At 53.0% G+C, this 22,089-nt stretch carries 17 protein-coding genes; 6 read left to right on the top strand and 11 right to left on the bottom strand.

Annotated features, from left to right (window positions below; translation table 11 throughout):
* Nucleotides 1–158: 158 nt before the first annotated feature.
* From Y71_RS19250 to nagB, 4 genes are all read right to left on the bottom strand, one after another.
* Nucleotides 159–911: an HAD-IIA family hydrolase gene (locus Y71_RS19250; RefSeq protein WP_007373873.1), complete on the bottom strand. Its 753-nt coding sequence runs from the start codon at nt 909–911 to the stop codon at nt 159–161.
* Between the two features lie 41 nt (nt 912–952).
* Nucleotides 953–2,173, bottom strand: a complete 1,221-nt coding sequence (gene nagC / locus Y71_RS19245) for a DNA-binding transcriptional regulator NagC (RefSeq protein WP_007373874.1) — start codon at nt 2,171–2,173, stop codon at nt 953–955.
* A 9-nt stretch (nt 2,174–2,182) separates the two neighbouring features.
* Nucleotides 2,183–3,331, bottom strand: coding sequence for an N-acetylglucosamine-6-phosphate deacetylase (gene nagA / locus Y71_RS19240; protein ID WP_007373875.1), 1,149 nt, complete (start codon nt 3,329–3,331; stop codon nt 2,183–2,185).
* Nucleotides 3,332–3,393: 62 nt separating this feature from the next.
* Complete coding sequence (nagB, locus tag Y71_RS19235; protein WP_007373876.1) at nt 3,394–4,194, bottom strand: glucosamine-6-phosphate deaminase; 801 nt, start codon at nt 4,192–4,194, stop codon at nt 3,394–3,396.
* Nucleotides 4,195–4,545: 351 nt separating this feature from the next.
* Here nagB and nagE point away from each other — a divergent pair, with 351 nt between their 5' ends.
* From nagE to Y71_RS19210, 4 genes are all read left to right on the top strand, one after another.
* The gene (gene nagE / locus Y71_RS19230) at nt 4,546–6,567 is read left to right on the top strand and encodes an N-acetylglucosamine-specific PTS transporter subunit IIBC (RefSeq protein WP_007373877.1); all 2,022 of its coding nucleotides are present in this window, start codon (nt 4,546–4,548) and stop codon (nt 6,565–6,567) included.
* Between the two features lie 296 nt (nt 6,568–6,863).
* Nucleotides 6,864–8,531 (top strand): glutamine--tRNA ligase, encoded by a 1,668-nt coding sequence (gene glnS, locus Y71_RS19225; RefSeq protein ID WP_007373878.1) that lies wholly within the window; start codon nt 6,864–6,866, stop codon nt 8,529–8,531.
* Between the two features lie 446 nt (nt 8,532–8,977).
* Nucleotides 8,978–10,375 (top strand): chitoporin ChiP, encoded by a 1,398-nt coding sequence (chiP, locus tag Y71_RS19215; protein WP_007373879.1) that lies wholly within the window; start codon nt 8,978–8,980, stop codon nt 10,373–10,375.
* A 44-nt stretch (nt 10,376–10,419) separates the two neighbouring features.
* Nucleotides 10,420–13,071, top strand: coding sequence for a beta-N-acetylhexosaminidase (locus tag Y71_RS19210; protein ID WP_007373880.1), 2,652 nt, complete (start codon nt 10,420–10,422; stop codon nt 13,069–13,071).
* A 106-nt stretch (nt 13,072–13,177) separates the two neighbouring features.
* On the opposite strand, the gene fur is transcribed toward Y71_RS19210, so the two are convergent.
* The 4 genes from fur to ybfF all read right to left on the bottom strand — a co-directional run bounded on the left by fur (nt 13,178) and on the right by ybfF (nt 15,796).
* Entirely contained in the window at nt 13,178–13,624 is a 447-nt protein-coding gene (gene fur / locus Y71_RS19205) for a ferric iron uptake transcriptional regulator (protein WP_007373881.1), read from the bottom strand.
* Nucleotides 13,625–13,913: 289 nt separating this feature from the next.
* Entirely contained in the window at nt 13,914–14,444 is a 531-nt protein-coding gene (gene fldA, locus Y71_RS19200; protein ID WP_007373882.1) for a flavodoxin FldA, read from the bottom strand.
* Nucleotides 14,445–14,607: 163 nt separating this feature from the next.
* Nucleotides 14,608–14,892, bottom strand: coding sequence for a LexA regulated protein (gene ybfE, locus Y71_RS19195; RefSeq protein WP_007373883.1), 285 nt, complete (start codon nt 14,890–14,892; stop codon nt 14,608–14,610).
* A 130-nt stretch (nt 14,893–15,022) separates the two neighbouring features.
* On the bottom strand, nt 15,023–15,796 hold the full coding sequence (gene ybfF, locus Y71_RS19190) for an esterase (RefSeq protein ID WP_007373884.1): 774 nt from the start codon (nt 15,794–15,796) through the stop codon (nt 15,023–15,025).
* Nucleotides 15,797–15,978: 182 nt separating this feature from the next.
* On the opposite strand from ybfF, the gene seqA reads away from it, so the two are divergent.
* Nucleotides 15,979–16,533, top strand: a complete 555-nt coding sequence (seqA, locus tag Y71_RS30095; protein WP_007373885.1) for a replication initiation negative regulator SeqA — start codon at nt 15,979–15,981, stop codon at nt 16,531–16,533.
* A gap of 24 nt (nt 16,534–16,557) precedes the next feature.
* Nucleotides 16,558–18,198 (top strand): phosphoglucomutase (alpha-D-glucose-1,6-bisphosphate-dependent), encoded by a 1,641-nt coding sequence (gene pgm, locus Y71_RS19185; RefSeq protein ID WP_007373886.1) that lies wholly within the window; start codon nt 16,558–16,560, stop codon nt 18,196–18,198.
* 62 nt (nt 18,199–18,260) lie between these two features.
* On the opposite strand, the gene Y71_RS19180 is transcribed toward pgm, so the two are convergent.
* From Y71_RS19180 to kdpD, 3 genes are read right to left on the bottom strand one after another with little or no spacing between them, the layout of a single operon-like run.
* The gene (locus Y71_RS19180) at nt 18,261–18,689 is read right to left on the bottom strand and encodes an EamA family transporter (protein WP_007373887.1); all 429 of its coding nucleotides are present in this window, start codon (nt 18,687–18,689) and stop codon (nt 18,261–18,263) included.
* A gap of 35 nt (nt 18,690–18,724) precedes the next feature.
* Nucleotides 18,725–19,402: a two-component system response regulator KdpE gene (gene kdpE / locus Y71_RS19175; protein ID WP_007373888.1), complete on the bottom strand. Its 678-nt coding sequence runs from the start codon at nt 19,400–19,402 to the stop codon at nt 18,725–18,727.
* Entirely contained in the window at nt 19,399–22,086 is a 2,688-nt protein-coding gene (gene kdpD / locus Y71_RS19170) for a two-component system sensor histidine kinase KdpD (RefSeq protein ID WP_007373889.1), read from the bottom strand. Before kdpD ends, kdpE begins: the two co-directional genes overlap by 4 nt.
* Nucleotides 22,087–22,089 lie beyond the last annotated feature (3 nt).

Genomic DNA, 22,089 nt, shown 5'->3' with positions numbered 1-22,089 from the left:
AAACTTAAAAAGTGCAATAGTGATTATCGAATGCTGAAAAAAGAGTACAGATTGAACTCTGTTATTGATGAATCATTAAAATAAAGCGCTTTTTATTGAATGGCGTTGTTTTTTATCAGGCTCAAAATGAAAAACCACGCCCGAAGACGTGGTTTCTGTCAGATAACATCGATTTCCGCGACGGAGGGGTAAATCCACGAAGGGCGAAACGGCATGGCGTCAATATCATCAATTTGTGAAACGCCCGAGAGCACCAGGATGGTCTCCAGACCGGCCTGAAAACCGGCCAAAATATCGGTACGCAGATTGTCGCCGACAATCACCGTCTGCTCCGAGTGTGCCTGCATCGTATTCAGCGCGGCGCGGATGATCCACGGGCTGGGTTTGCCGACGTAAAACGGTTTACGGCCAGAAATTTTTTCGATACCAGCACACAGCGCGCCGCACGCAGGGTAAAAACCGCGCCCGTGGGTGTCCGGGTTGGTGGCAATAAAGCGTGCGCCATTGGCGACAAAGAAGGCCGCTTTGTGCATCATTTCCCAGTTATAGGAGCGGGTTTCGCCGACGATGACAAAATCCGGATTGATGTCGGTAATGGTAAAGCCTGCTTTATAAAGCTCATGGATCAGCGCGCCTTCACCAACAACATAGGCTTTTTTCCCTTCCTGACGCTTGAGAAAATCCGCGGTAGCCATGGCCGAGGTATAAAAGACGCTGGCGGGTACATCAATACCGGCGGAAATAAAGCGGTTCGCCAGATCCTGGCCGGTCTGAGAAGGGTAATTCGTCAACAGCACCAGCGGCATTCCTTTCTCAAGGATGCGCGTAATGAACTCTGCCGCGCCAGGCACCGCTACGTTATCGTGCATCAGCACGCCGTCGATATCACAGATTACATTCTGAATGGTCATGGACTGTCCGGATAAAAATGAAGTAATAACTATAAACCCTGTCAGTTTTCCAGCAAACGTTGCAGCAGCAGACCGTTCAACATGGCGCGTTTCACCAGCGCGAATGCGCCGATAGCCGAGCGATGATCCAGCGTGGAGGGCACCACCGGCAGGTTTTTGCGAAACGCTTTCAGCGCCTGGGTATTAATGCAGGCTTCAATGGCGGGGAGCAGGACTTTGCTGGCCTCAACAATCTCGCCTGCGATCACGACTTTTTGTGGATTAAACAGGTTGATGGCAATCGCAATGGTTTTGCCAAGATGACGGCCGACATATTCGATCACTTCACAGGCCAGCGCGTCGCCTTTATTTGCGGCTTTACAGATCGTTTTAATTGAACAATCGTCTGGCGTGAGGCGGCTTTGATAGCCCTGTTCCAGCAGATGGCGCACGCGCTGTTCAATGGCAGCATTGGCGGCTATCGTCTCCAGACAACCGAAGTTACCGCAGTGGCAACGTTCACCCAGCGGCTCGACCTGCACGTGACCGATCTCGCCTACGTTACCGTTACGACCAATAAAAATACGCCCGTTGGAGATGATTCCGGCGCCGGTGCCGCGATGCACGCGCACCAAAATAGAGTCTTCGCAGTCCTGACTTGCCCCAAAATAGTGCTCAGCAAGTGCCAGACTGCGAATGTCATGACCAACAAAACAGGTCAATTTAAAGCGTTTTTCCAGCGCTTCCACCAGCCCCCAGTTTTCGACCTGGATATGCGGCATGTAACGGATGACGCCGCTTTCCGGATCGACCAGCCCCGGCAGGATGACCGAAATGGCGATCAGTTCGCGGATCTTACGCTGGCTGGTTTCAATAAACAGGCTGATGGTATTAAGCAGCGCATGCTCGAGTGTTTCCTGGGTGCGTTCCGGTAAAGGGTAGTGCTCTTCAGCCAGCACTTTGCTGCTCAGATCATACAGCGTCAGCGTAGTGTCATAACGACCAAGACGCACACCGATAGCCTGAAAATTGCGGGTTTCGGTGACGATGGAGATGGCGCGGCGGCCTCCGGTGGAGGCCTGTTGATCGACTTCTTTGATCAACCCGCGTTCAATCAGTTGACGCGTGATTTTGGTCACGCTGGCAGGAGCAAGCTGGCTTTGTTCGGCAATCTGAATGCGCGAAATGGGGCCATGTTGATCAATCAGGCGGTAAACCGCCGCGCTGTTAAGCTGTTTTACGAGGTCAACGTTACCAATTTGAGCCTGTCCGCCTGATGTCATACTTTCTCTTTATACAGTGACGACCTCGTTGCCATTAACGATGGTCTTGATGATTTTATAATCGCGTGTGAACGCGGTCAGGTTCGCCACTTTGCCGATGGCGAGGCTGCCTAAGCGGTTATCAACGCCAATGGCGCGAGCGGGGTAGAGTGTTGCCATACGCAGCGCTTCGTCCAGTGCGATGCCGACATGCTCTACCAGATTGCGAACCCCTTCAATCATTGTCAGGGAGGAACCGCTCAGCGTTCCGTTTTCGTCCACACACAACCCATTCCGGTAGTATATTGTTTTGCCAGCAAAAATAAATTGTTCAATGTTTGCACCCGCTGGCGCGGTCGCGTCGGTCACCAGGCAAAGTTTGTCACCTTTCAGACGCTTAGCGTTACGGATATTAACGTAATCGACGTGCAACCCGTCTGCAATAACGCCACAGTAAACATCCGTATCATCGAGCACCGCGCCAGCCAGACCCGGCTCACGACCGGTGATGTATGGCATGGCATTATAAAGGTGCGTCGCAAAAGTGATCCCGGCGCGGAATCCGGCTTTCGCTTCTTTCAACGTGGCGTTAGAGTGCCCGGCGGAAACCACAATCCCTGCATCCGCCAGTTGACGAATGACTTTGTCGCCCGCCATTTCCGGTGCCAGCGTTACCTTGGTGATAACATCGGCGTTCTGGCACAAAAAATCGACCAGTGCAGGTTCCGGTTTACGCACAAACGCCGGGTTATGGGTGCCTTTTTTAACGATATTCAGCCACGGCCCTTCCAGATGAAGGCCGAGCGCCTGATTCGGATATTTCTCCAGGTAATCGCGCATCACCTGCACGCCCTGTTTCATTAATTCATCGCTGGTGGTGATCAGTGTCGGCAAGTAGCTGGTGCAGCCGGATTTTTCGTTCGCCTGCTGCATTATCTCCAGCGTTTTTACGCTTACCGCTTCCGCGGTGTCATTAAACTGTACGCCGCCGCAGCCGTTAAGCTGCACGTCGATAAATCCGGGGGCCAGAATGGCGCCATTCAACGAGCGTTGTTCGATTCCCGTCGGCAACTCGTCCTGTGGGCAAAGACGTTCAATCAGGCCATTGGCAATCACAACCGCGTGATTATCCAGAATTTCATGGCCGGTGTAGATTCGGCAATGGGTTAAAGCATACATAACGACCCCCGGTTACAAATGTGTACCGCTCCGTAGTCATCCCTTGCGGAGCGGAAACTGAATTACAGACCTTTGATGTTTTCCGCTTCTAACTCGTTGAAGTATTTCAGCGTTTTAACTTTCAGCTCCATCGTGGACGGTTCATCGCAGACGATGACTGCTTTCGGATGCAGCTGCAGGCAACTAATGGTCCACATATGGTTTACGTTGCCTTCTACTGCCGCCTGCAGAGCCTGCGCTTTCACGCCGCCAAGTACCAGGATCATCACTTCCTCTGCGTCAAGCAGCGTGCCCACGCCGACAGTCAGCGCGTATTTCGGCACCAGGTTCACATCGCCGTCAAAAAAGCGAGAGTTCGCCACGCGAGTGTCATGAGTCAGGGTTTTAATGCGCGTGCGTGAAGCCAGAGAAGAGGCCGGTTCGTTAAACGCAATGTGCCCGTCGTTACCTACGCCGCCCATAAACAGGTGAATTTTGCCGTAGGAACGGATTTTTTCTTCATAGCGGCGGCATTCTGCGTCAATATCAGGCGCATTGCCATCCAGCAGGTTAATATTTTCTGCCGGAATATCAACGTGATCAAAGAAGTTGCGGTGCATAAAGCTATGGTAGCTTTCCGGGTGCTCTTTCGGCAGGCCAACATATTCGTCCATGTTGAAGGTGACAACGTGCTGGAAACTAACCTGGCCTGCTTTGTGCATCTCAACCAGCGCTTTGTAAGCGGTGAGCGGCGTACCGCCGGTTGGCAGACCAAGGATAAACGGACGATCTGCCGTCGGTTTGAATGCGTTGATACGATTTACGATATGGCGGGCTGCCCATTTTCCGACTTGTTCAGCTGTCGCCAGGGGAATCAGTCTCATTGTTCACCTCAAAAGTTAAATGAATAAAGTTGGCGGAATGCTTACTGGCTCGGTGTTAAGCGTAACCTGAATTCGTTACAGAGAGGGAGCAGTCCGTCTTGATATTTTTGATCATAAAATAAGTTTTACTTGTTTGCTAGCATTCGGGAGGCTTATTGACGATAGTTAGTGACTCTTATCACAAAAAAAATGCTTTTAATTTGCGAGGCGAATTAATTTTTCACACACTCTGCAAGGTAGTGAAAAAATAGCCTGTAGGGTAGTGAATAAATAGCCGTGATTTCAGGTTAGTTACACAATAAAAAACGACTGTTTCAGTGAGCTCACGATGGGTTCATAGGGGGAATAAAAGTGAGTATTCTAGGTTATTTACAAAAGATTGGCCGTGCGCTGATGGTGCCTGTCGCCACTCTGCCTGCGGCGGCGATACTGATGGGTGTCGGCTACTGGATTGACCCGGTTGGCTGGGGTGGACAAAACGCACTGGCGGCGTTTTTCATCCAGTCCGGCTCTGCCATTATCGATAACATGGGCGTGCTGTTCGCGGTGGGTGTCGCTTATGGTATGTCCAAAGATAAAGATGGCGCTGCTGCACTTGCTGGTTTTGTCGGCTTCTTGGTATTAACCACGCTGTGTTCACCTGCTGCGGTTGCCATGATCCAGAAGATTCCGGCGGATCAGGTTCCTGCTGCGTTCGGCAAAATCAAAAACCAGTTTATTGGTATTCTGGTCGGGATTATTGCCGCCGAACTTTATAACCGCTTCAGCAATGTCGAATTGCCGAAAGCGCTCTCCTTCTTCAGTGGCCGCCGTCTGGTGCCGATCCTCACATCGTTTGTGATGATCGTGGTCGCTTTCATCATGATGTTTATCTGGCCGGTCGTATTTAGCGGTCTGGTGGGTTTTGGTGAACATATCCAGAAAATGGGGTCAATCGGTGCGGGTGTCTACGCCTTCTTTAACCGTCTGCTGATCCCGGTTGGTCTGCATCACGCGCTGAACTCCGTGTTCTGGTTCGATGTTGCTGGCATCAATGACATTCCTAACTTCCTTGGCGGCGCACAGTCTATCGAAGCTGGTAAAGCGGTTGTTGGCGTCACTGGTCGTTACCAGGCGGGCTTCTTCCCGATCATGATGTTCGGTCTGCCTGGCGCGGCGCTGGCGATTTACCACTGCGCTCGTCCGGAAAATAAAGCCAAAGTACTGGGCATCATGATGGCCGGCGCGTTTGCCGCGTTTTTCACCGGTATTACCGAACCGCTGGAATTCTCCTTCATGTTCGTGGCGCCGGTATTGTATGTCATCCACTCGATCCTGACCGGTATCTCTGTTTTCATCGCTGCGAGCATGCACTGGATTGCCGGTTTCGGCTTTAGTGCGGGTCTGGTGGATTTGGTGCTCTCTTCGCGTAACCCGCTGGCAACCCAGTGGTGGATGCTGATCCCGCAGGGGCTGGTGTTCTTCGTTATCTACTATGTGATCTTCCGCTTCACGATCACCAAATTCAACCTGCTGACGCCGGGCCGTGAGCTGGCTGTTGCCGGTGACGAAACCGATGGTCAGGATGTAAACGTAAGTGCGGATACCGAGCAGGATGTGAGTGGGCTGGCGCGTCAGTATATTGCCGCAGTTGGCGGTACTGATAACCTGACCGGCATTGATGCTTGTATCACCCGCTTGCGTCTGAACGTGAAAGACTCTGCACTGGTGAACGATGCGCTGGCTAAACGCCTGGGCGCAACCGGTGTTATCCGTCTGAACAAAACCAGCGTGCAGATCATCGTTGGTTTTGTGGCGGAAAAAATCGCCAATGCGATGAAGACCACCGGCCATGTTCCGGCTGCAGGTAATGCAGCGCCAGCCGCTGCACCCGTGGCGAGTGTTAAGCCTCAGGCCGTACCGAACGCAACAGTGATTGCTGAACTGGTATCGCCAGTAACGGGTGAACTGGTTGCGCTGGATCAGGTGCCTGATGAAGCTTTCGCCAGCAAAGCTGTTGGCGACGGTGTGGCGGTGAAACCAACTGAAAGCATTGTGGTTTCTCCGGCAGCGGGCACCATCGTTAAAATCTTCAATACTAACCACGCATTCTGCCTGGAAACCGAAAAAGGCGCTGAAATCGTTGTGCATATGGGCATCGATACGGTGGCGTTGGGCGGCCAGGGCTTTACGCGGTTGGTGGAAGAAGGCGCAGAAGTTGTGGCGGGCCAGCCAATACTGGAAATGGATCTGGCGTACCTCAATGCGAATGCCCGCTCAATGATTAGTCCGGTTGTCGTCAGCAATATCGATGACTTTAGCGGTCTGGTTATTAAGGCGCAGGGTCAGCTTGTTGCCGGTCAGACGCCGCTGTATGAGATTAAAGGCAAGTAGTTGCTCCTGAGTAAGCATTAATGCCTTAAGCGGCGGGGGAGAACCTCCGCCGCTTTTTTTTTGCCCCGCACTTAATCAATGCCATACTGCAGCCGCTTTATTACAAGGGATACCATGAAGCGGATGTGCTTTTGACTCTGTTTGCCACTGTTTCAGAGAGGCTGCCCACGCGCACAAGCCATAGCCGATTACCTTTCCAGCGGGCAACGCTGATTTGTATAAGTAAAGGTTGTTTCCTGCGCCCTGTTATTAGATCATATGCCGTTATACGTTGTTTACGCCTTGAGGAACCCGTAATGAGTGAGGCAGAAGCCCGCCCGACTAACTTTATTCGCCAGATCATTGATGAAGATCTGGCCAGTGGTAAGCACACTACCATCCATACCCGTTTTCCGCCGGAGCCGAATGGCTACCTGCACATCGGCCATGCGAAATCTATCTGCCTGAACTTCGGCATCGCACAAGATTACCAGGGCCAGTGCAATCTGCGTTTTGACGACACCAACCCGGCGAAAGAAGACATCGAATACGTTGAATCAATCAAAAACGACGTGCAATGGTTGGGCTTTCACTGGTCTGGCGACATCTGCTACTCCTCGGATTACTTCGACAAGCTGTACCAGTATGCGATCGAGCTGATCAACAAAGGTCTGGCCTATGTTGACGAGCTTTCTGCTGATGAAATCCGTGAATATCGCGGTACGCTGACTCAGCCGGGTAAAAACAGCCCGTTCCGCGATCGCAGTGTAGAAGAGAACCTGGCGCTGTTTGAGAAAATGCGTGCAGGCGGCTTTGAGGAAGGTAAAGCATGCCTGCGTGCGAAGATCGATATGGCATCGCCGTTTATCGTGATGCGCGATCCGGTGTTGTATCGCATTAAATTTGCAGAACATCACCAGACCGGCAACAAGTGGTGCATCTACCCGATGTACGACTTTACCCACTGCATCAGCGATGCGCTGGAAGGCATTACGCACTCCCTGTGTACGCTGGAATTCCAGGACAACCGTCGTCTTTATGACTGGGTGCTGGATAACATCACCATTCCGGTTCATCCGCGCCAGTACGAGTTTTCGCGTCTGAATCTGGAATACACCGTGATGTCGAAGCGCAAGCTGAACCAGTTGGTCACTGAGAAGCATGTGGAAGGCTGGGATGACCCGCGTATGCCGACCATCTCCGGTCTGCGCCGCCGTGGTTATACTGCCGCTTCCATCCGTGAATTCTGTAAACGCATTGGCGTGACCAAGCAGGACAACACTATCGAAATGGCTTCGCTGGAATCCTGTATCCGTGAAGATCTTAACGAGAATGCGCCGCGTGCAATGGCAGTTATCGATCCGGTGAAACTGGTTATCGAAAATTATCCGCAGGGCAGCAGCGAAATCGTCACCATGCCGAACCATCCGAATAAACCGGAGATGGGCACGCGTGAAGTGCCGTTTAGCGGCGAGATCTGGATCGATCGCGCAGATTTCCGTGAAGAAGCGAATAAGCAATACAAACGTCTGGTGCTGGGCAAAGAAGTGCGCCTGCGCAACGCGTATGTAATTAAAGCTGAGCGCGTGGAGAAAGATGACGAAGGCAATATCACTACCATTTTCTGCTCTTACGATGCGGACACTCTGAGTAAAGATCCGGCTGATGGGCGTAAAGTGAAAGGTGTGATCCACTGGGTAAGCGCGCAGCATGCGTTGCCAGTAGAAATCCGTCTCTATGATCGCCTGTTCAGTGTACCGAACCCGGGCGCGGCGGATGATTTCCTTGCCACCATCAATCCGGAATCGCTGGTGATCAAGCAGGGTTATGCTGAACCCTCTCTGAAAGAGGCGCAGCCGGGTAAAGCGTATCAGTTCGAGCGCGAAGGTTATTTCTGCCTCGACAGCCGTTATGCAAGCGCTACCAAAGCAGTCTTCAACCGCACAGTCGGGCTGCGCGATACCTGGGCAAAAATGGGTGACTGATTAAGTCAACCACGGACTATCAGCTTAAAACGCCGCGAACTGCGGCGTTTTTTTTTGCTTATTCATTAGGCCATTATAACACAATATATTCGCGTCGCGAATTAATGTCGTCTCTTATTGATGTTGACTTAACCTATCGAAAAAGATCGCAAATAGATAATTTTAGCTAAATATAAGATGTAATCGCTAACAAAAGGCATTATATGCTATTTAATTGCGTTAAAATTAATCATTTAACCGGTCTATGTAATTTGTTTCAAAACACTACCAATTATGTGCACTTCATCATAATCCTGCATTTTGCTCACTAAAAAGCATTGATAATTCGCGTCGCGAAAAATAGTCTTAACCCGGTAGTTACTTCGGGGGTATTTCGTAACTACCTAAACTTTTTGCTTTTTTTCTCGCCGTCGCGGCGGTTTATATGCGTCCAGAAGGAATCACTCATGCGTATGTTTAGTGGTAAACGTAGTGCACTGGCACTGGCTATTACCAGTGTCACAGCAATATCGGGCTGGGTTGTATCTCCACAGGCTCATGCAGCAGGTTTTATCGATGATTCCACGCTCACGGGCGGTATCTATTACTGGCAGCGTGAACGTGACCGCAAAGATGTTCTGGAAAATAAATACAAAACTAACCTTTCTCACTCGACCTGGAACGCCAATCTGGATTTCCAGTCTGGCTATGTCGCGGACATGTTCGGTCTGGATATTGCGGCTTTTACCGCGATTGAAATGGCAGAAAACGGCGACAGCGCGCATCCGAACGAAATTGCTTTCTCCTCCAGTAACAAAGCCTACAAAGAAGACTGGTCAGGAGATAAAAGCGGAATCAGCCTGTATAAAGCCGCCGCGAAATTTAAATATGGCCCGGTCTGGGCGCGCGCGGGTTACATTCAGCCAACCGGCCAAACGCTGTTAGCGCCGCACTGGAGCTTTATGCCGGGCACCTACCAGGGGGCGGAAGCCGGGGCGAATTTTGATTACGGCGATGCAGGTGCGCTGAGCTTCTCGTATATGTGGACCAATGAATACAAGGCGCCGTGGCATATCGAGATGGATAAGTTTTATCAGAACGACAGAAAAACCAAAGTCGATTATCTGCACTCGCTCGGCGCGAAATATGACTTCAAAAACGATCTGGTGCTGGAGGCCGCATTTGGCCAGGCGGAAGGCTACGTCGATCAATACTTCGCTAAAGCCAGCTACAAATTTGACGTGGCAGGCAGCCCGCTCAGCACCAGCTACCAGTTCTACGGCGCCCGCGACAAAGTCAGCAATGGCGGCGTGAACGATATTTACGACGGCACTGCATGGCTGCAAGCGTTGACCTTTGGCTACAAAATTGGTCAGGTTGATTTGCGTCTTGAAGGCACCTGGGTCAAAGCTGACGGTCAGCAAGGATACTTCCTGCAACGTATGACGCCAACCTATGCGTCATCCAACGGACGTCTCGATATCTGGTGGGATAACCGCTCTGACTTTAATGCCAATGGTGAAAAAGCTCTCTTCTTCGGCGCGATGTATGACCTGAAGAACTGGAACCTGCCTGGCTTTACGGTCGGCGCCTCTTACGCCTATGCGTGGGACGCGAAGCCGGCTGATATGGCAACACCGGATGCGTATTACGATCCAAACTACCGCCTGAAAGAATCCGCTTACAGCCTTGATGCGATCTATACCGTTCAGGATGGTCGCGCCAAAGGCACGATGTTCAAGCTGCACTTTACCCAATACGACAACCATTCTGACATTCCGAGCTACGGCGGCGGCTATGGCAACATCTTCCAGGATGAGCGCGACGTGAAATTTATGGTTATCGCACCATTCACCATCTTCTGATGCGTTTGCCGGGTTATGCCCGGCTGAAATACAAGGAATAAGTAATGAAAACAGTACGTTTAAGCATCTTAGCCAGCGCAATCTTTGGGGTATTAAGCAGCCCTGCGCTGGCAAACCAGAATACTGTCGACGCCATCAGCCAGTTTCATCTTAACTACGCGGTGAAGGATAACTTTGCCGCACAGAACGGCATTGATTGTGCGAAGCTGGGTGCTGACTGGGCTTCCTGCAATAAGGCGGTGATCACGCTGACCAACAAGGGTGAGGCTATAACCGACAAGGATTGGGCGATTTACTTCCACAGCATCCGTCCGATACTGGAAGTGGCAAATGACCAGTTTAAGGTTAGCCATATCATGGGCGATCTGCACAAACTGGAGCCAACGGACAAATTTACCGGCTTTCCGGCGAAGCAGGCAGTGGAAATTCCTGTTGTTAACGAGTACTGGCAGTTGTTTGTTACCGATGTGCTGCCTCGCTGGTATGTGACGGCCGAAGGTGCGACGGCAAAAGTGATCGCCAATACCGATACCGAAGATCTGTTCCAGTTTATTACGCCGCTCGACGGCCAATGGAAACGTACGCCGGATGATAAAAACATCCTGATGACCGCTGAAGCGCGCTTTGAGAAAAATAGCGACGTCAAAGCGCTGAACCTCGCCACGTTGCGCGGCCAGATTATACCCACGCCGCAGGAGGTAAAAATCTCCGGTCAGGATGTGGATCTGAGCAAAGGCGTGAAGCTCGATCTCTCTGCGCTAGGCGCGGATGCGCAGGAAGCGGTGAAGTCGCGCTTCGCGCTGCTGGGCGTCAAAGAGGGCAGTTATCCCATCCGTACAGAGATCGCAGTGAAGGCTTTTGCGGGTGATGAAGCCATATCTGGTGCCTATCAGTTGCACATTGGGGCAAATGAGGCGGTAATCACCGGCTTTGATCAGGCTGGCGTGTTCTACGGCCTGCAATCTTTGCTGTCGCTGATCCCTTCCAGTGGCGAGCAGAAAATCGCACGGCTTGAAGCAAAAGACGCACCGCGTTTTGATTATCGCGGTATTCAGCTTGATGTGGGACGTAACTTCCATAGCAAAGATGCCGTACTACGCCTGCTGGATCAGATGTCAGCGTATAAGCTGAACAAATTCCACTTTCACCTTACCGATGACGAAGGCTGGCGCATTGAGATCCCTGGTCTGCCTGAGTTGACCGACATCGGCAGTAAACGTTGCCACGATCTGAGCGAGAAAACCTGCCTGCTGCCGCAATTGGGTTCCGGCCCGGACAGCAACAACAATGGCAGCGGCCACTTCAGCCGAACCGATTACATCGACATACTGAAGTACGCGAAAGCGCGCCAGATTGAAGTGATCCCGGAAATTGATATGCCGGCACACGCCCGTGCAGCCGTGATCTCAATGGAAGCGCGCTATGAGCGCCTGATGAAAGAGGGTAAAGAGAAAGAGGCGAATCAGTACCGTTTGCTGGATCCGACGGACACCTCTAATACCACCGGGGTACAGTTCTATAACCGCACTGGCTATCTGAACCCTTGCCTCGATTCGTCGCGCAATTTCGTCGATAAAGTGATTGGCGAAATCCAGCAAATGCACAAAGAAGCGGGTGTACCGCTGAACACCTGGCATTTTGGCGGTGACGAAGCGAAAAACATCTATCTGGGGGCGGGTTATACCGACCAGAAAAAACCGGAAGCGGGCAAAGGTATCATCGATCAGAGCAAGCAGGACAAACCGTGGGCAAAATCTCAGGTCTGCCAGACTATGGTTAAAGAGGGTAAAGTTGCAGATGTTGAGCATCTTTCCAGCTACTTTGGTATTGAGGTCAGCAAGCTGGTGAAAGCGCACGGTATCGGTACCATGCAGGCGTGGCAGGATGGCCTGAAAGATGCCAAAAATGCCGCTGAGTTTGCCACCGATCACGTCAATGTTAACTTCTGGGATACGCTCTATTGGGGCGGTTTCGATTCAGTAAATGACTGGGCGAACAAAGGGTTCCGCGTCATTGTCTCGAACCCGGACTATGTTTACCTCGACTTCCCGAACGAAGTCCATCCGGCGGAAAGCGGCTACTACTGGGGCACGCGCTTTAGCGATGAGCGCAAGATCTTCAGCTTTGCGCCGGATAACATGCCGCAAAATGCTGAAACTTCACTGGATCGTGACGGCAATCCATTCAGCGCGAAATCGGATAAACCGTGGCCTGGAGCCTATGGTCTTTCTGCTCAGCTGTGGAGTGAAGTGGTGCGTACCGACAACCAGATGGAATACATGATTTATCCACGCATGATTGCGGTCGCAGAGCGTGCCTGGCACCGCGCCGGTTGGGAACAGGATTATCAGGCCGGGCGCGAGTACAAAGGCGGTGAAACTCATCTGGTCGATGTAAAAGCGCTGGATAAAGACTGGAGCCGCTTTGCAAATCTGTTAGGCCATCGTGAACTGGCAAAACTGGACAAAGCAGGCATCAACTACCGTCTGCCTGTACCGGGCGCGCGCGTGGTTGGCGGCAAGCTGGAAGCCAATACCAGCTTCCCGGGAATGGTCGTGGAATATTCTACGGACGGCGGTAAAAACTGGCTGCGCTACGATAATAAAGCGCGTCCTCAGGTGAGCGGGGAAGTGCAGATCCGTACCGCCAGCCCGGACGGTAAACGTTTCAGCCGTGTGGATAGCGTGAAAGCGTAATTATTGCTGAAGTAACCTGCCCGGCAGCGCAAACCTGCCGGGCATTTTTGTTTTTGAAGGGCAAAAAAAAAGCCAACCCGAAGGCTGGCTTGAGTATGAAAAGGGATTATTTCGCGTCGTGCGCGTGTTCATCTTCGCGGCAGTCACCCTCGGCGCAGTGACCGTACAGGTAAAGACTATGGTTCGTCAGACGAATACCGTGTTTCGCGGCGATTTCGCGCTGGCGCGCTTCGATGGAATCATCACTGAATTCGATCACTTTGCCGCAGTCGAGGCAAATCAGGTGATCGTGGTGATGCTGCTGAGTCAGTTCAAAAACGGATTTCCCGCCTTCGAAGTTATGACGGGTCACAATGCCGGCGTCATCAAACTGGTTCAGTACACGGTATACTGTCGCCAGCCCGATCTCTTCGCCCATGTCGATCAGTCGTTTATATAAATCTTCCGCACTGACATGATGGTTATCCGGTTCCTGAAGTACTTCCAGGATTTTTAACCGAGGAAGCGTGACTTTCAGGCCAGCCTTCTTTAATGCGGTATTGTTGTCAGTCATGCGGAATCTGTCCTGTTGCTATACGATTCACTTCCTCAATGGAAGTTAGAAGGAATGCACCTGGGATAATGCGTCTCATTATAGAACTGCCATGGCTAAATGAAAACTGCAAGTCCTCAAGTAAAGTAAGCTTTTAAAACGTGGTGTCACCAGCAACTCCTGTGCTTTATGACACCACTTTAGCAGGGCTTATTGTACAGCGATGGAGAAAAAAGTTAAAAATTTGTAGCAATTATTTCCATTGCTTTTACCTATTAATACCACGTAACCCACAGATTACGCCGTAAAATCAGGCGTTGATGATGTCATCAAGATGCAGCTCTTCGCGAACTTGCTTAACCCATTTTTGCACGCGTTCTGCGGTCAGTTCTGGCTGGCGATCTTCGTCAATGGCCAGACCAACAAAATGGTCGTCATCCACCAGACCTTTAGAGGCTTCGAAATGGTAGCCTGCAGTCGGCCAGTGGCCCACGATGGTCGCGCCGCGCGGCTCAATAATATCGCGGATCGTACCCAGCGCATCACAGAAATATTCTGCATAGTCTTCCTGATCGCCGCAGCCAAACAGCGCAACTAACTTACCATTAAAATCAATGTCTTCCAGCGTCGGGAAGAAATCATCCCAGTCGCACTGCGCTTCGCCATAATACCAGGTCGGAATGCCGAGCAGCAGAATGTCATATCCTTCGATATCTTCTTTGCTGCTTTTGGCAATGTCATGTACGTCGGCAACGTCCTTACCAAGCTGACTCTGAATCATTTTCGCAATATTTTCGGTGTTGCCGGTGTCGCTGCCGAAGAAAATACCTGTAATTGCCATGAGTAAAATAACCTCTTGAAACCTAATGAATATGATGGTGGCGCTACGCCCACAGATAAGGGCAATCATAGCAGAACAGAGAAGCGCGCGAAAACAGCTATCGCCGCGGAGTGCACTGTATGACACATGAAAACGTAGAAATAAGAGAGGTGATTCGGAGTAATTACTTTCCGCGCAATGCGCTCAGCTGTGCCAGCAGCATCTCTTCGATAAGTTCGCTGCGGCTCATGTCGCGCGCATCGGCAAGTTCGTTTAATGCATCAACGGCTTCAACATTCAGTTTTAGCTCGACGCGTTTAAGCCCACGAACTTTATCGCGTTTTAATTGATTGCGTTTGTTGATGCGTAACTGTTCATCACGCGAGAGCGGATTCGTCTTCGGCCGTCCCGGGCGACGCTCATTCGCGAACAGATCCAGGGTTGTACGGTCCGTTTGTTCTTTAGCCATGTTTAAGCATACTACGGGAAAGACAAGCAATCGGGCTGCCGCCCGGGCTGAATAGCGCGCCATCATACATCAGCATAACGGGCGCGCCAACGGGCGGACGCGTTCTGGCGACTGGTCGCCGCCTTTTTAATCAGTTTGACTTTTCAGCGAGATAACGATTAATTGCCCGCATTACCGCTTCAGGTTTTTCCGCATGCACCCAGTGACCGGCGCCAGCAATCACATGCGCGCGCGCCTGCGGGAACTGTTCAAGCAAAGCGCTCCGGTACTGCTCCGTAACGTAAGGGGAGTTGCCGCCACAGACAAACAGTGCCGGATGAGGCCATGCGGGAATGGTTTCCCAGCCAACAATATGCGGATATTGCTCCCACAACACCGGAACATTGAAACGCCACTCGCCCTCAACAAACGATTTCAGCAGAAACTGGATCACGCCTTCTTCTTTTACATGCTCGCGCATTAGCGAAGCCGCCTGCTGGCGCGTAGTGACCTGCGCGTCAGTGACGGCATTGATCGCGGCAAATATCTCGTCATGGCGGCGAACATGGTAATCGACCGGTGCAATATCAATCGCCACCAGCTTTTCTACGCGTTCCGGCGCCAGTGCCGACAGCGCCATCACGGCTTTGCCGCCCATTGAGTGCCCAATAAAGATAGCCTTGTCGATATGATGGGCGTCCAGCGTATCCAGCAGATCCTGCGCCATTGCCGGATAGTTCATCTCGTCGGAGCGGGGGGAAAGACCGTGGTTGCGCATATCAACCTGCACCACGTCATACTCCTGTACCAGTTCGCGGGCCAGTACGCCGAGGTTATCGAGGCTACCAAACAGCCCGTGGACAAGGACGACAGGAGAATTGTTGTGCGGATGTTGTGCAGATTGCGCTCGCGTATTCAATTTCATAGGAAAGTTCTTTTTTTCACTCTGGCGGGTTAGGTTATTATGGTGAACATTCTGCCGCCCGGCTGCAAGGTTAAGAATTACTCTTACTTTTGCCGCCATCCTGGTTTGACGCTATCCGCTGTTGAGATTTCACTTTATAATCCCAACACTTGTATTCAGATTAGATATCGCACTGGATTAAGATGAAAACGATCGAAGTTGATGATGAGCTCTACAGTTATATTGCCAGCCATACTAAGCATATCGGCGAGAGCGCATCCGACATTTTACGGCGCATGTTGAAATTTTCCGCCGTATCACCGGCACAGCCTGCCGCTTCTCTTGCAACGGTAAAAGAGCCGCGTACCGTCGTTGCTGTCGAAGGCATCAAACCGGCTAATACCGCAAAAGATAAAGTCCGCGCCGTGCGTGAGCTGCTCCTCTCTGATGAATATGCCGAGCAGAAAAAGGCCGTCAATCGTTTCCTGATGGTGCTGTCTACCCTCTATTCACTCGACGACAAAGGCTTTACGGAATCCACTGAATCACTGCACGGGCGCACAAGAGTATACTTTGCCGTCAATGAGCAAACCCTGTTGCAGAACGGCAACCAGACCAAACCGAAGCAGGTGCCGAACACCCCTTACTGGGTCATCACCAACACCAATACGGGTCGTAAATGCAGCATGATTGAGCACATCATGCAGTCAATGCAGTTCCCGGCGGAATTGATTGAAAAAGTTTGCGGCACAATTTAATCCTTGCATTGAAAGGACCAGGCAATGGCTAACCACCCGCGTGCGGGTCAACCTGCACAACAGAGCGATTTGATTAACGTCGCCCAGCTTACTGCGCAGTACTATGTGTTGAAACCTGAAGTCGGTAATTCAGAACATGCGGTGAAATTTGGCACTTCCGGCCACCGTGGCAGCGCCCATCGCCACAGCTTCAACGAGCCACACATTCTGGCCATCGCTCAGGCGATTGCCGAAGAGCGTGCAAAAAACGGGATTACCGGGCCGTGCTATGTGGGTAAAGATACTCACGCGCTGTCTGAACCGGCGTTTATCTCCGTGCTGGAAGTGCTGACAGCAAACGGTGTGGATGTGATCGTGCAGGAAAATAACGGCTTCACGCCCACGCCTGCCATCTCAAATGCCATTCTGGTACACAACAAAAACGGCGGCGCGCAGGCGGACGGTATCGTTATCACCCCGTCGCATAACCCACCAGAAGATGGCGGGATCAAGTACAACCCGCCTAACGGTGGCCCGGCTGATACCAACGTTACCAAAGTGGTGGAAGACCGCGCGAATGCGCTGTTGGCGGATGGTCTGAAAGGCGTGAAACGTCTTACGCTGGATGCAGCGCTGGCCTCCGGTCATGTGACAGAAAAAGATCTGGTGCAGCCATTTATTGAAGGGCTGGCGGACATTGTCGACATGGCGGCAATCCAGAAAGCTGGCCTGAAACTGGGCGTTGATCCGCTGGGCGGCTCCGGTATTGAATACTGGAAGCGTATCGCGGAGTACTACAAGCTGGATCTGAGCATCGTTAACGATCAGGTCGATCAGACCTTCCGCTTTATGCACCTGGATAAAGACGGCGCGATCCGTATGGATTGCTCCTCCGAATGTGCGATGGCGGGTCTGTTGGCGCTGCGCGACAAGTTCGATTTGGCGTTTGCTAACGATCCGGACTACGACCGTCACGGCATCGTAACCCCGGCAGGGTTGATGAACCCGAACCACTACCTGGCGGTTGCTATCAACTACCTGTTCCAGCACCGTCCGCAGTGGGGCAAAGATGTTGCCGTCGGCAAAACGCTGGTCTCTTCAGCGATGATCGACCGCGTGGTTAACGACCTTGGCCGTAAGCTGGTGGAAGTGCCGGTGGGTTTCAAATGGTTTGTTGATGGTCTGCATGACGGCAGTTTCGGCTTTGGTGGTGAAGAGAGCGCGGGCGCGTCCTTCCTGCGTTTCGACGGTACGCCGTGGTCAACAGATAAAGACGGCATCATCATGTGTCTGCTGGCGGCTGAGATCACCGCCGTGACCGGGAAAAACCCGCAGCAGCATTACGATGAGCTGGCGGCACGCTTCGGCGCGCCGAGCTACAACCGTTTGCAGGCTTCTGCCTCTTCCGCGCAGAAAGCCGCGCTGTCCAAACTCTCTCCGGAAATGGTGAGCGCCAGCACGCTGGCAGGCGACCCTATCACTGCGCGTCTGACGGCTGCTCCGGGCAATGGCGCATCGATTGGCGGCCTGAAAGTGATGACCGACAACGGCTGGTTCGCCGCGCGTCCGTCAGGTACTGAAGACGCCTACAAAATCTACTGCGAAAGTTTCCTCGGTGACGAACACCGGAAGCTGATTGAAAAAGAAGCGGTAGAAATTGTCAGCGAAGTGCTGAAAAACGCGTAAGAAAAAAGGCTCCTTCGGGAGCCTTAAATTTTTGCGGATCGGGGCTGCCATCTGTTGCAAACTCACCCCAGCGCAACCATCAGCGCACCGGCAGTAATTAACGCCACGCCCGCTGCCGCAATCAGTGAGACTTTCTCGCCAAACAGGATCACCGCCAGGATCACGGCAAACACCACGCTCAGCTTGTCGATGGGAGCAACCCGCGATACGTTGCCGCTTTTGATCGTCATAAAATAGAACAGCCACGACAGCGCGCCCGCGATGCCGCTCAGTACCACAAACAGCAGCGCTTTTTTATCGGCCAGCACAGTGGCGACCAGCGACAATTTGCCCTGCACCACGACCACACCGACCAGAAATACGGCCATTACCACCGCACGGATCGCCGTGGCAGTATTGGCGTCGAGATGTTGCAAACCGATCTTGCCGAAAATAGCCACCAGCGCAGCGGTGACCGCTGATAACAACGCATAAATTAGCCAGGCGCTCATCATTACTCTCCCAAAAAAAACAGCAGGATACGCCCTCAAAGCATAAACCGGTAGCCAATCCCTGTTTCAGTCAGTAAATGGCGAGGGCGGGCAGGATCGGCTTCGAGTTTCTGGCGCAGGTGGCCCATATAGATTCGCAGGTAGTGGCTGTGCTCGATGGCATTCGGCCCCCAGACCTGGCTTAGCAGTTGTCGCTGAGTTAACACTTTGCCGTGATTGTTCAACAGCACGGCCAGCAGGCGAAATTCAATGGGCGTCAGATGGATCTCTTCCTCACCGCGCTGGATGCGGCGGTTAGCCAGATCGACGCGAATATCAGCAAAGGCCACCACCGGTTCGCCAGGGGTTGTGGCCGCATGACGGCGCAGGGCAACGCGCAGGCGGGCCTGCAACTCGCCAATGCCAAACGGTTTGCTGAGGTAATCGTCGGCGCCGGCATCAAGAGCCGCAATTTTGTCGCTCTCTTCAGCACGCGCCGAAAGGACAATCACCGGCATCTGGCTCCACTGGCGCAAATCACGGATAAAGTCCAGACCGTCGCCATCCGGCAGCCCCAAATCGAGGATCACCAGATCGGGTTTGCGGGTGGCGGCTTCAATCAGACCGCGCTGCAAGGTCTCCGCTTCATGGACGCGCAACCCTTCAGCTTCCAGCGCGGTACGCAGAAATCGGCGAATAGCTTGTTCATCTTCGACAATCAGAACGTTGATCACAGATCCTCAGGTAATTCATCCAGTTGCGGAGGTGTTTCACGGGGAAGTGTAACACAAAACAGCGCACCCCCTTGCGGACGATTGCGGGCACTAATGGTACCGCCATGAACCTCAACAATCGCCTGGCAAATCGCCAGCCCAAGACCGACGCCAGGAATCGCTGATTCCTTGGTTCCTCGCGCGAACTTATCAAAAATGGCCTGCTCCTGTCCCGCCGGAATACCTGGCCCGTTATCCCACACATCCAGCATCAACTGTTGCGGCGTTTCATGGGCGGTAATGCCGATCTCCGCCCGCTGTCCTGCATATTTCACCGCATTTTCCAGCAGATTGATTAGCACCCGTTCAAATAATGGGCCGTCAACATGTACCAGCATTAACGGGTCGGGCAGGGCGAGGTTGATATGGCGGCCGCCAAGCCCGGGTTCCAGCGTTCTGAGCGCGCTGCCGACCACCTCTTCCAGCGTTAACCACTCTTTTTTAAGATTAAAACCACCGGACTGAATACGTGCCATATCCAGCAGATTATTCACCAGTCGCGTGGTATTCAGCACATGCTGACGGATCTCGTTGGCCTGCGGCGCATGCGAGGAGCCTTCACTTGCCAGATCGAGCGTCAGGATCTCTGCCTGGCCAAACAGCACAGTCAGCGGTGTGCGCAAATCATGGGAGAGTGCGGCCAGCAAGGAGTTACGAATGCTTTCCCGCTCGCTGGCGAGGCGAGCCTGTTCTTCGCTGGTGGCGAGCGCCTGGCGTTCAAGCGCACTGGCAACCAGCAGGGTGAAGGTTTCCAGCAGGCGTTGCTGTTCCGGGATCATCAACTGACGTAAGTTGGCCGGTTCCACAATCAATAATCCATGGGTTTTTTGGTCGCTTTTAAGCGGCAAAATTTGATACGGCACGCCGGGCAGGGTGTCGGTTCCCGCTCCGGCAGGCTGGCCTTTATCAAAACTCCAGCGGGCTATTGCGTCATCCCAGGGTGTCATGCCGTGGGTTTGCGTCACCGCTTTCAACTGCCCGTGGCTGTCCGGCAGCAACAATTTGCTGCGGGCATCAAAGGTAGACTGGATAAATGTTTCGCTGGTAACGGCGATATCCTTGTTATTACGCCCGACCGCCAGCGCTTTCGACATCTCATAAAGATGGCGGGTGCGCTGCTCGCGATACCGCGCCACGCGCGCCTGATAACGCACCCCGGCGGTGAGATTGCCAATGACCAAACCGACCGTCATCATCACGCCAAAGGTCAGCAGGTATTGCACATCGGAAACGGCCAGCGTGCCGCGCGGAGCGATAAAAAAGAGATCGAAACTGATGACGTTAATCACCGTGGCGAACGCGGATGGCCAGCGCCCATAAAACAACGCAACCAGCACCACGCCAAGCAGGTAGATCATCACAAGGTTGGCGGCGTCGAAAGCAGTCAGCCACTGCGCGGCGATCAGCGTGATTGCCGCACAGAGGGCGAGGGCGACGGCACAACCTTTTAACTGCACCCGCCAGCGCTCAATCAACGGGCGTGTATCTCCGGCGCGTGAGGGCAATGCTGCCGGAGCGTCGTCCAGCGCGATGATCACCAGATCGAGATCCGGCGCGCGGCGTGCCAGCTTATCGGCAAATGATTCTGGGTTCCACCAGCGGTGCTTATTGCGTCGGCCAATAATAATTTTGCCGAGGTTATGCTCGCGGGCATAACGCAGAATCGCCTTCTCTTCCGCCGGATCGGAAAGCGTTGCCGTTTCGGCCCCCAGTTCCTGTGCAAGGTGCAGGGCGCTTAAAATCGCCCGCCGTTGCGGTTCCGGCAATTTATGTAACGACGGCGTTTCAACGTACACCGCATGCCAGACGCTGCCCAGTTTGGCTGCCAGCCGCGCCGCCGTGCGGATCAGCTTCTCATTGCCCGCGCCATGCCCGACGCAGAGCAGAATAGCATCACGCGTATGCCAGACTTTCTCTTCACCCTGGCGATCGCGCCAGGCGCGCATCTGATCGTCCACACGGTCGGCGGTGCGGCGTAGCGCCAGTTCGCGCAGGGCAATCAGATTACCTTTACGGAAGAAGTGTTCGATGGCGCGCTCGGCCTGGCCGCCGATATAGACTTTGCCTTCGTGCAGGCGCTGGCGGAGATCGTCCGGCGGCAAATCCACCAGTACGACTTCATCGGCGTTATCGAAAAAGGGATCCGGTACGGTTTCACGTACCTGAATACCGGTCACGCCGCTGACCACATCGTTGAGGCTTTCCAGATGCTGGACGTTGACGGTTGTAAAGACATTAATGCCCGCTTCCAGCAGCTCTTCTACATCCTGCCAGCGTTTCGGATGGCGCGAGCCGGGCGCGTTACTGTGCGCCAGCTCGTCCATTAAAATCAGCGCCGGACGGCGCGCAAGGGCGTCGTCCAGCGAAAACTCCTGAATAAGTCGCCCGCGATGGGCGATACGGCGTGGCGGCAGGGTTGCCAGCCCTTCCAGCAGCGCGGCAGTCTCTTTGCGCCCGTGAGTCTCCACCACGCCAACGAGAATATCAAGCCCCTGCGCCCGCAGACGCTGCGCTTCTTGCAGCATAGCGAACGTTTTGCCCACACCGGCGCAGGCGCCGAAGAAGACTTTCAACTTTCCCCGATGCGCCGTTGCGGCGTGTTCCAGCAAGCGGTCGGGATTGGGACGCAAAGGCTCGTCAGTCATGCT

The sequence above is a fragment of the Kosakonia radicincitans DSM 16656 genome (genome assembly GCF_000280495.2).
In the GTDB taxonomy this organism is placed as follows: domain Bacteria; phylum Pseudomonadota; class Gammaproteobacteria; order Enterobacterales; family Enterobacteriaceae; genus Kosakonia; species Kosakonia radicincitans.
Note: the sequence above shows the minus strand (reverse complement) of the source record. Positions and strands in the feature narration are given on the sequence as shown.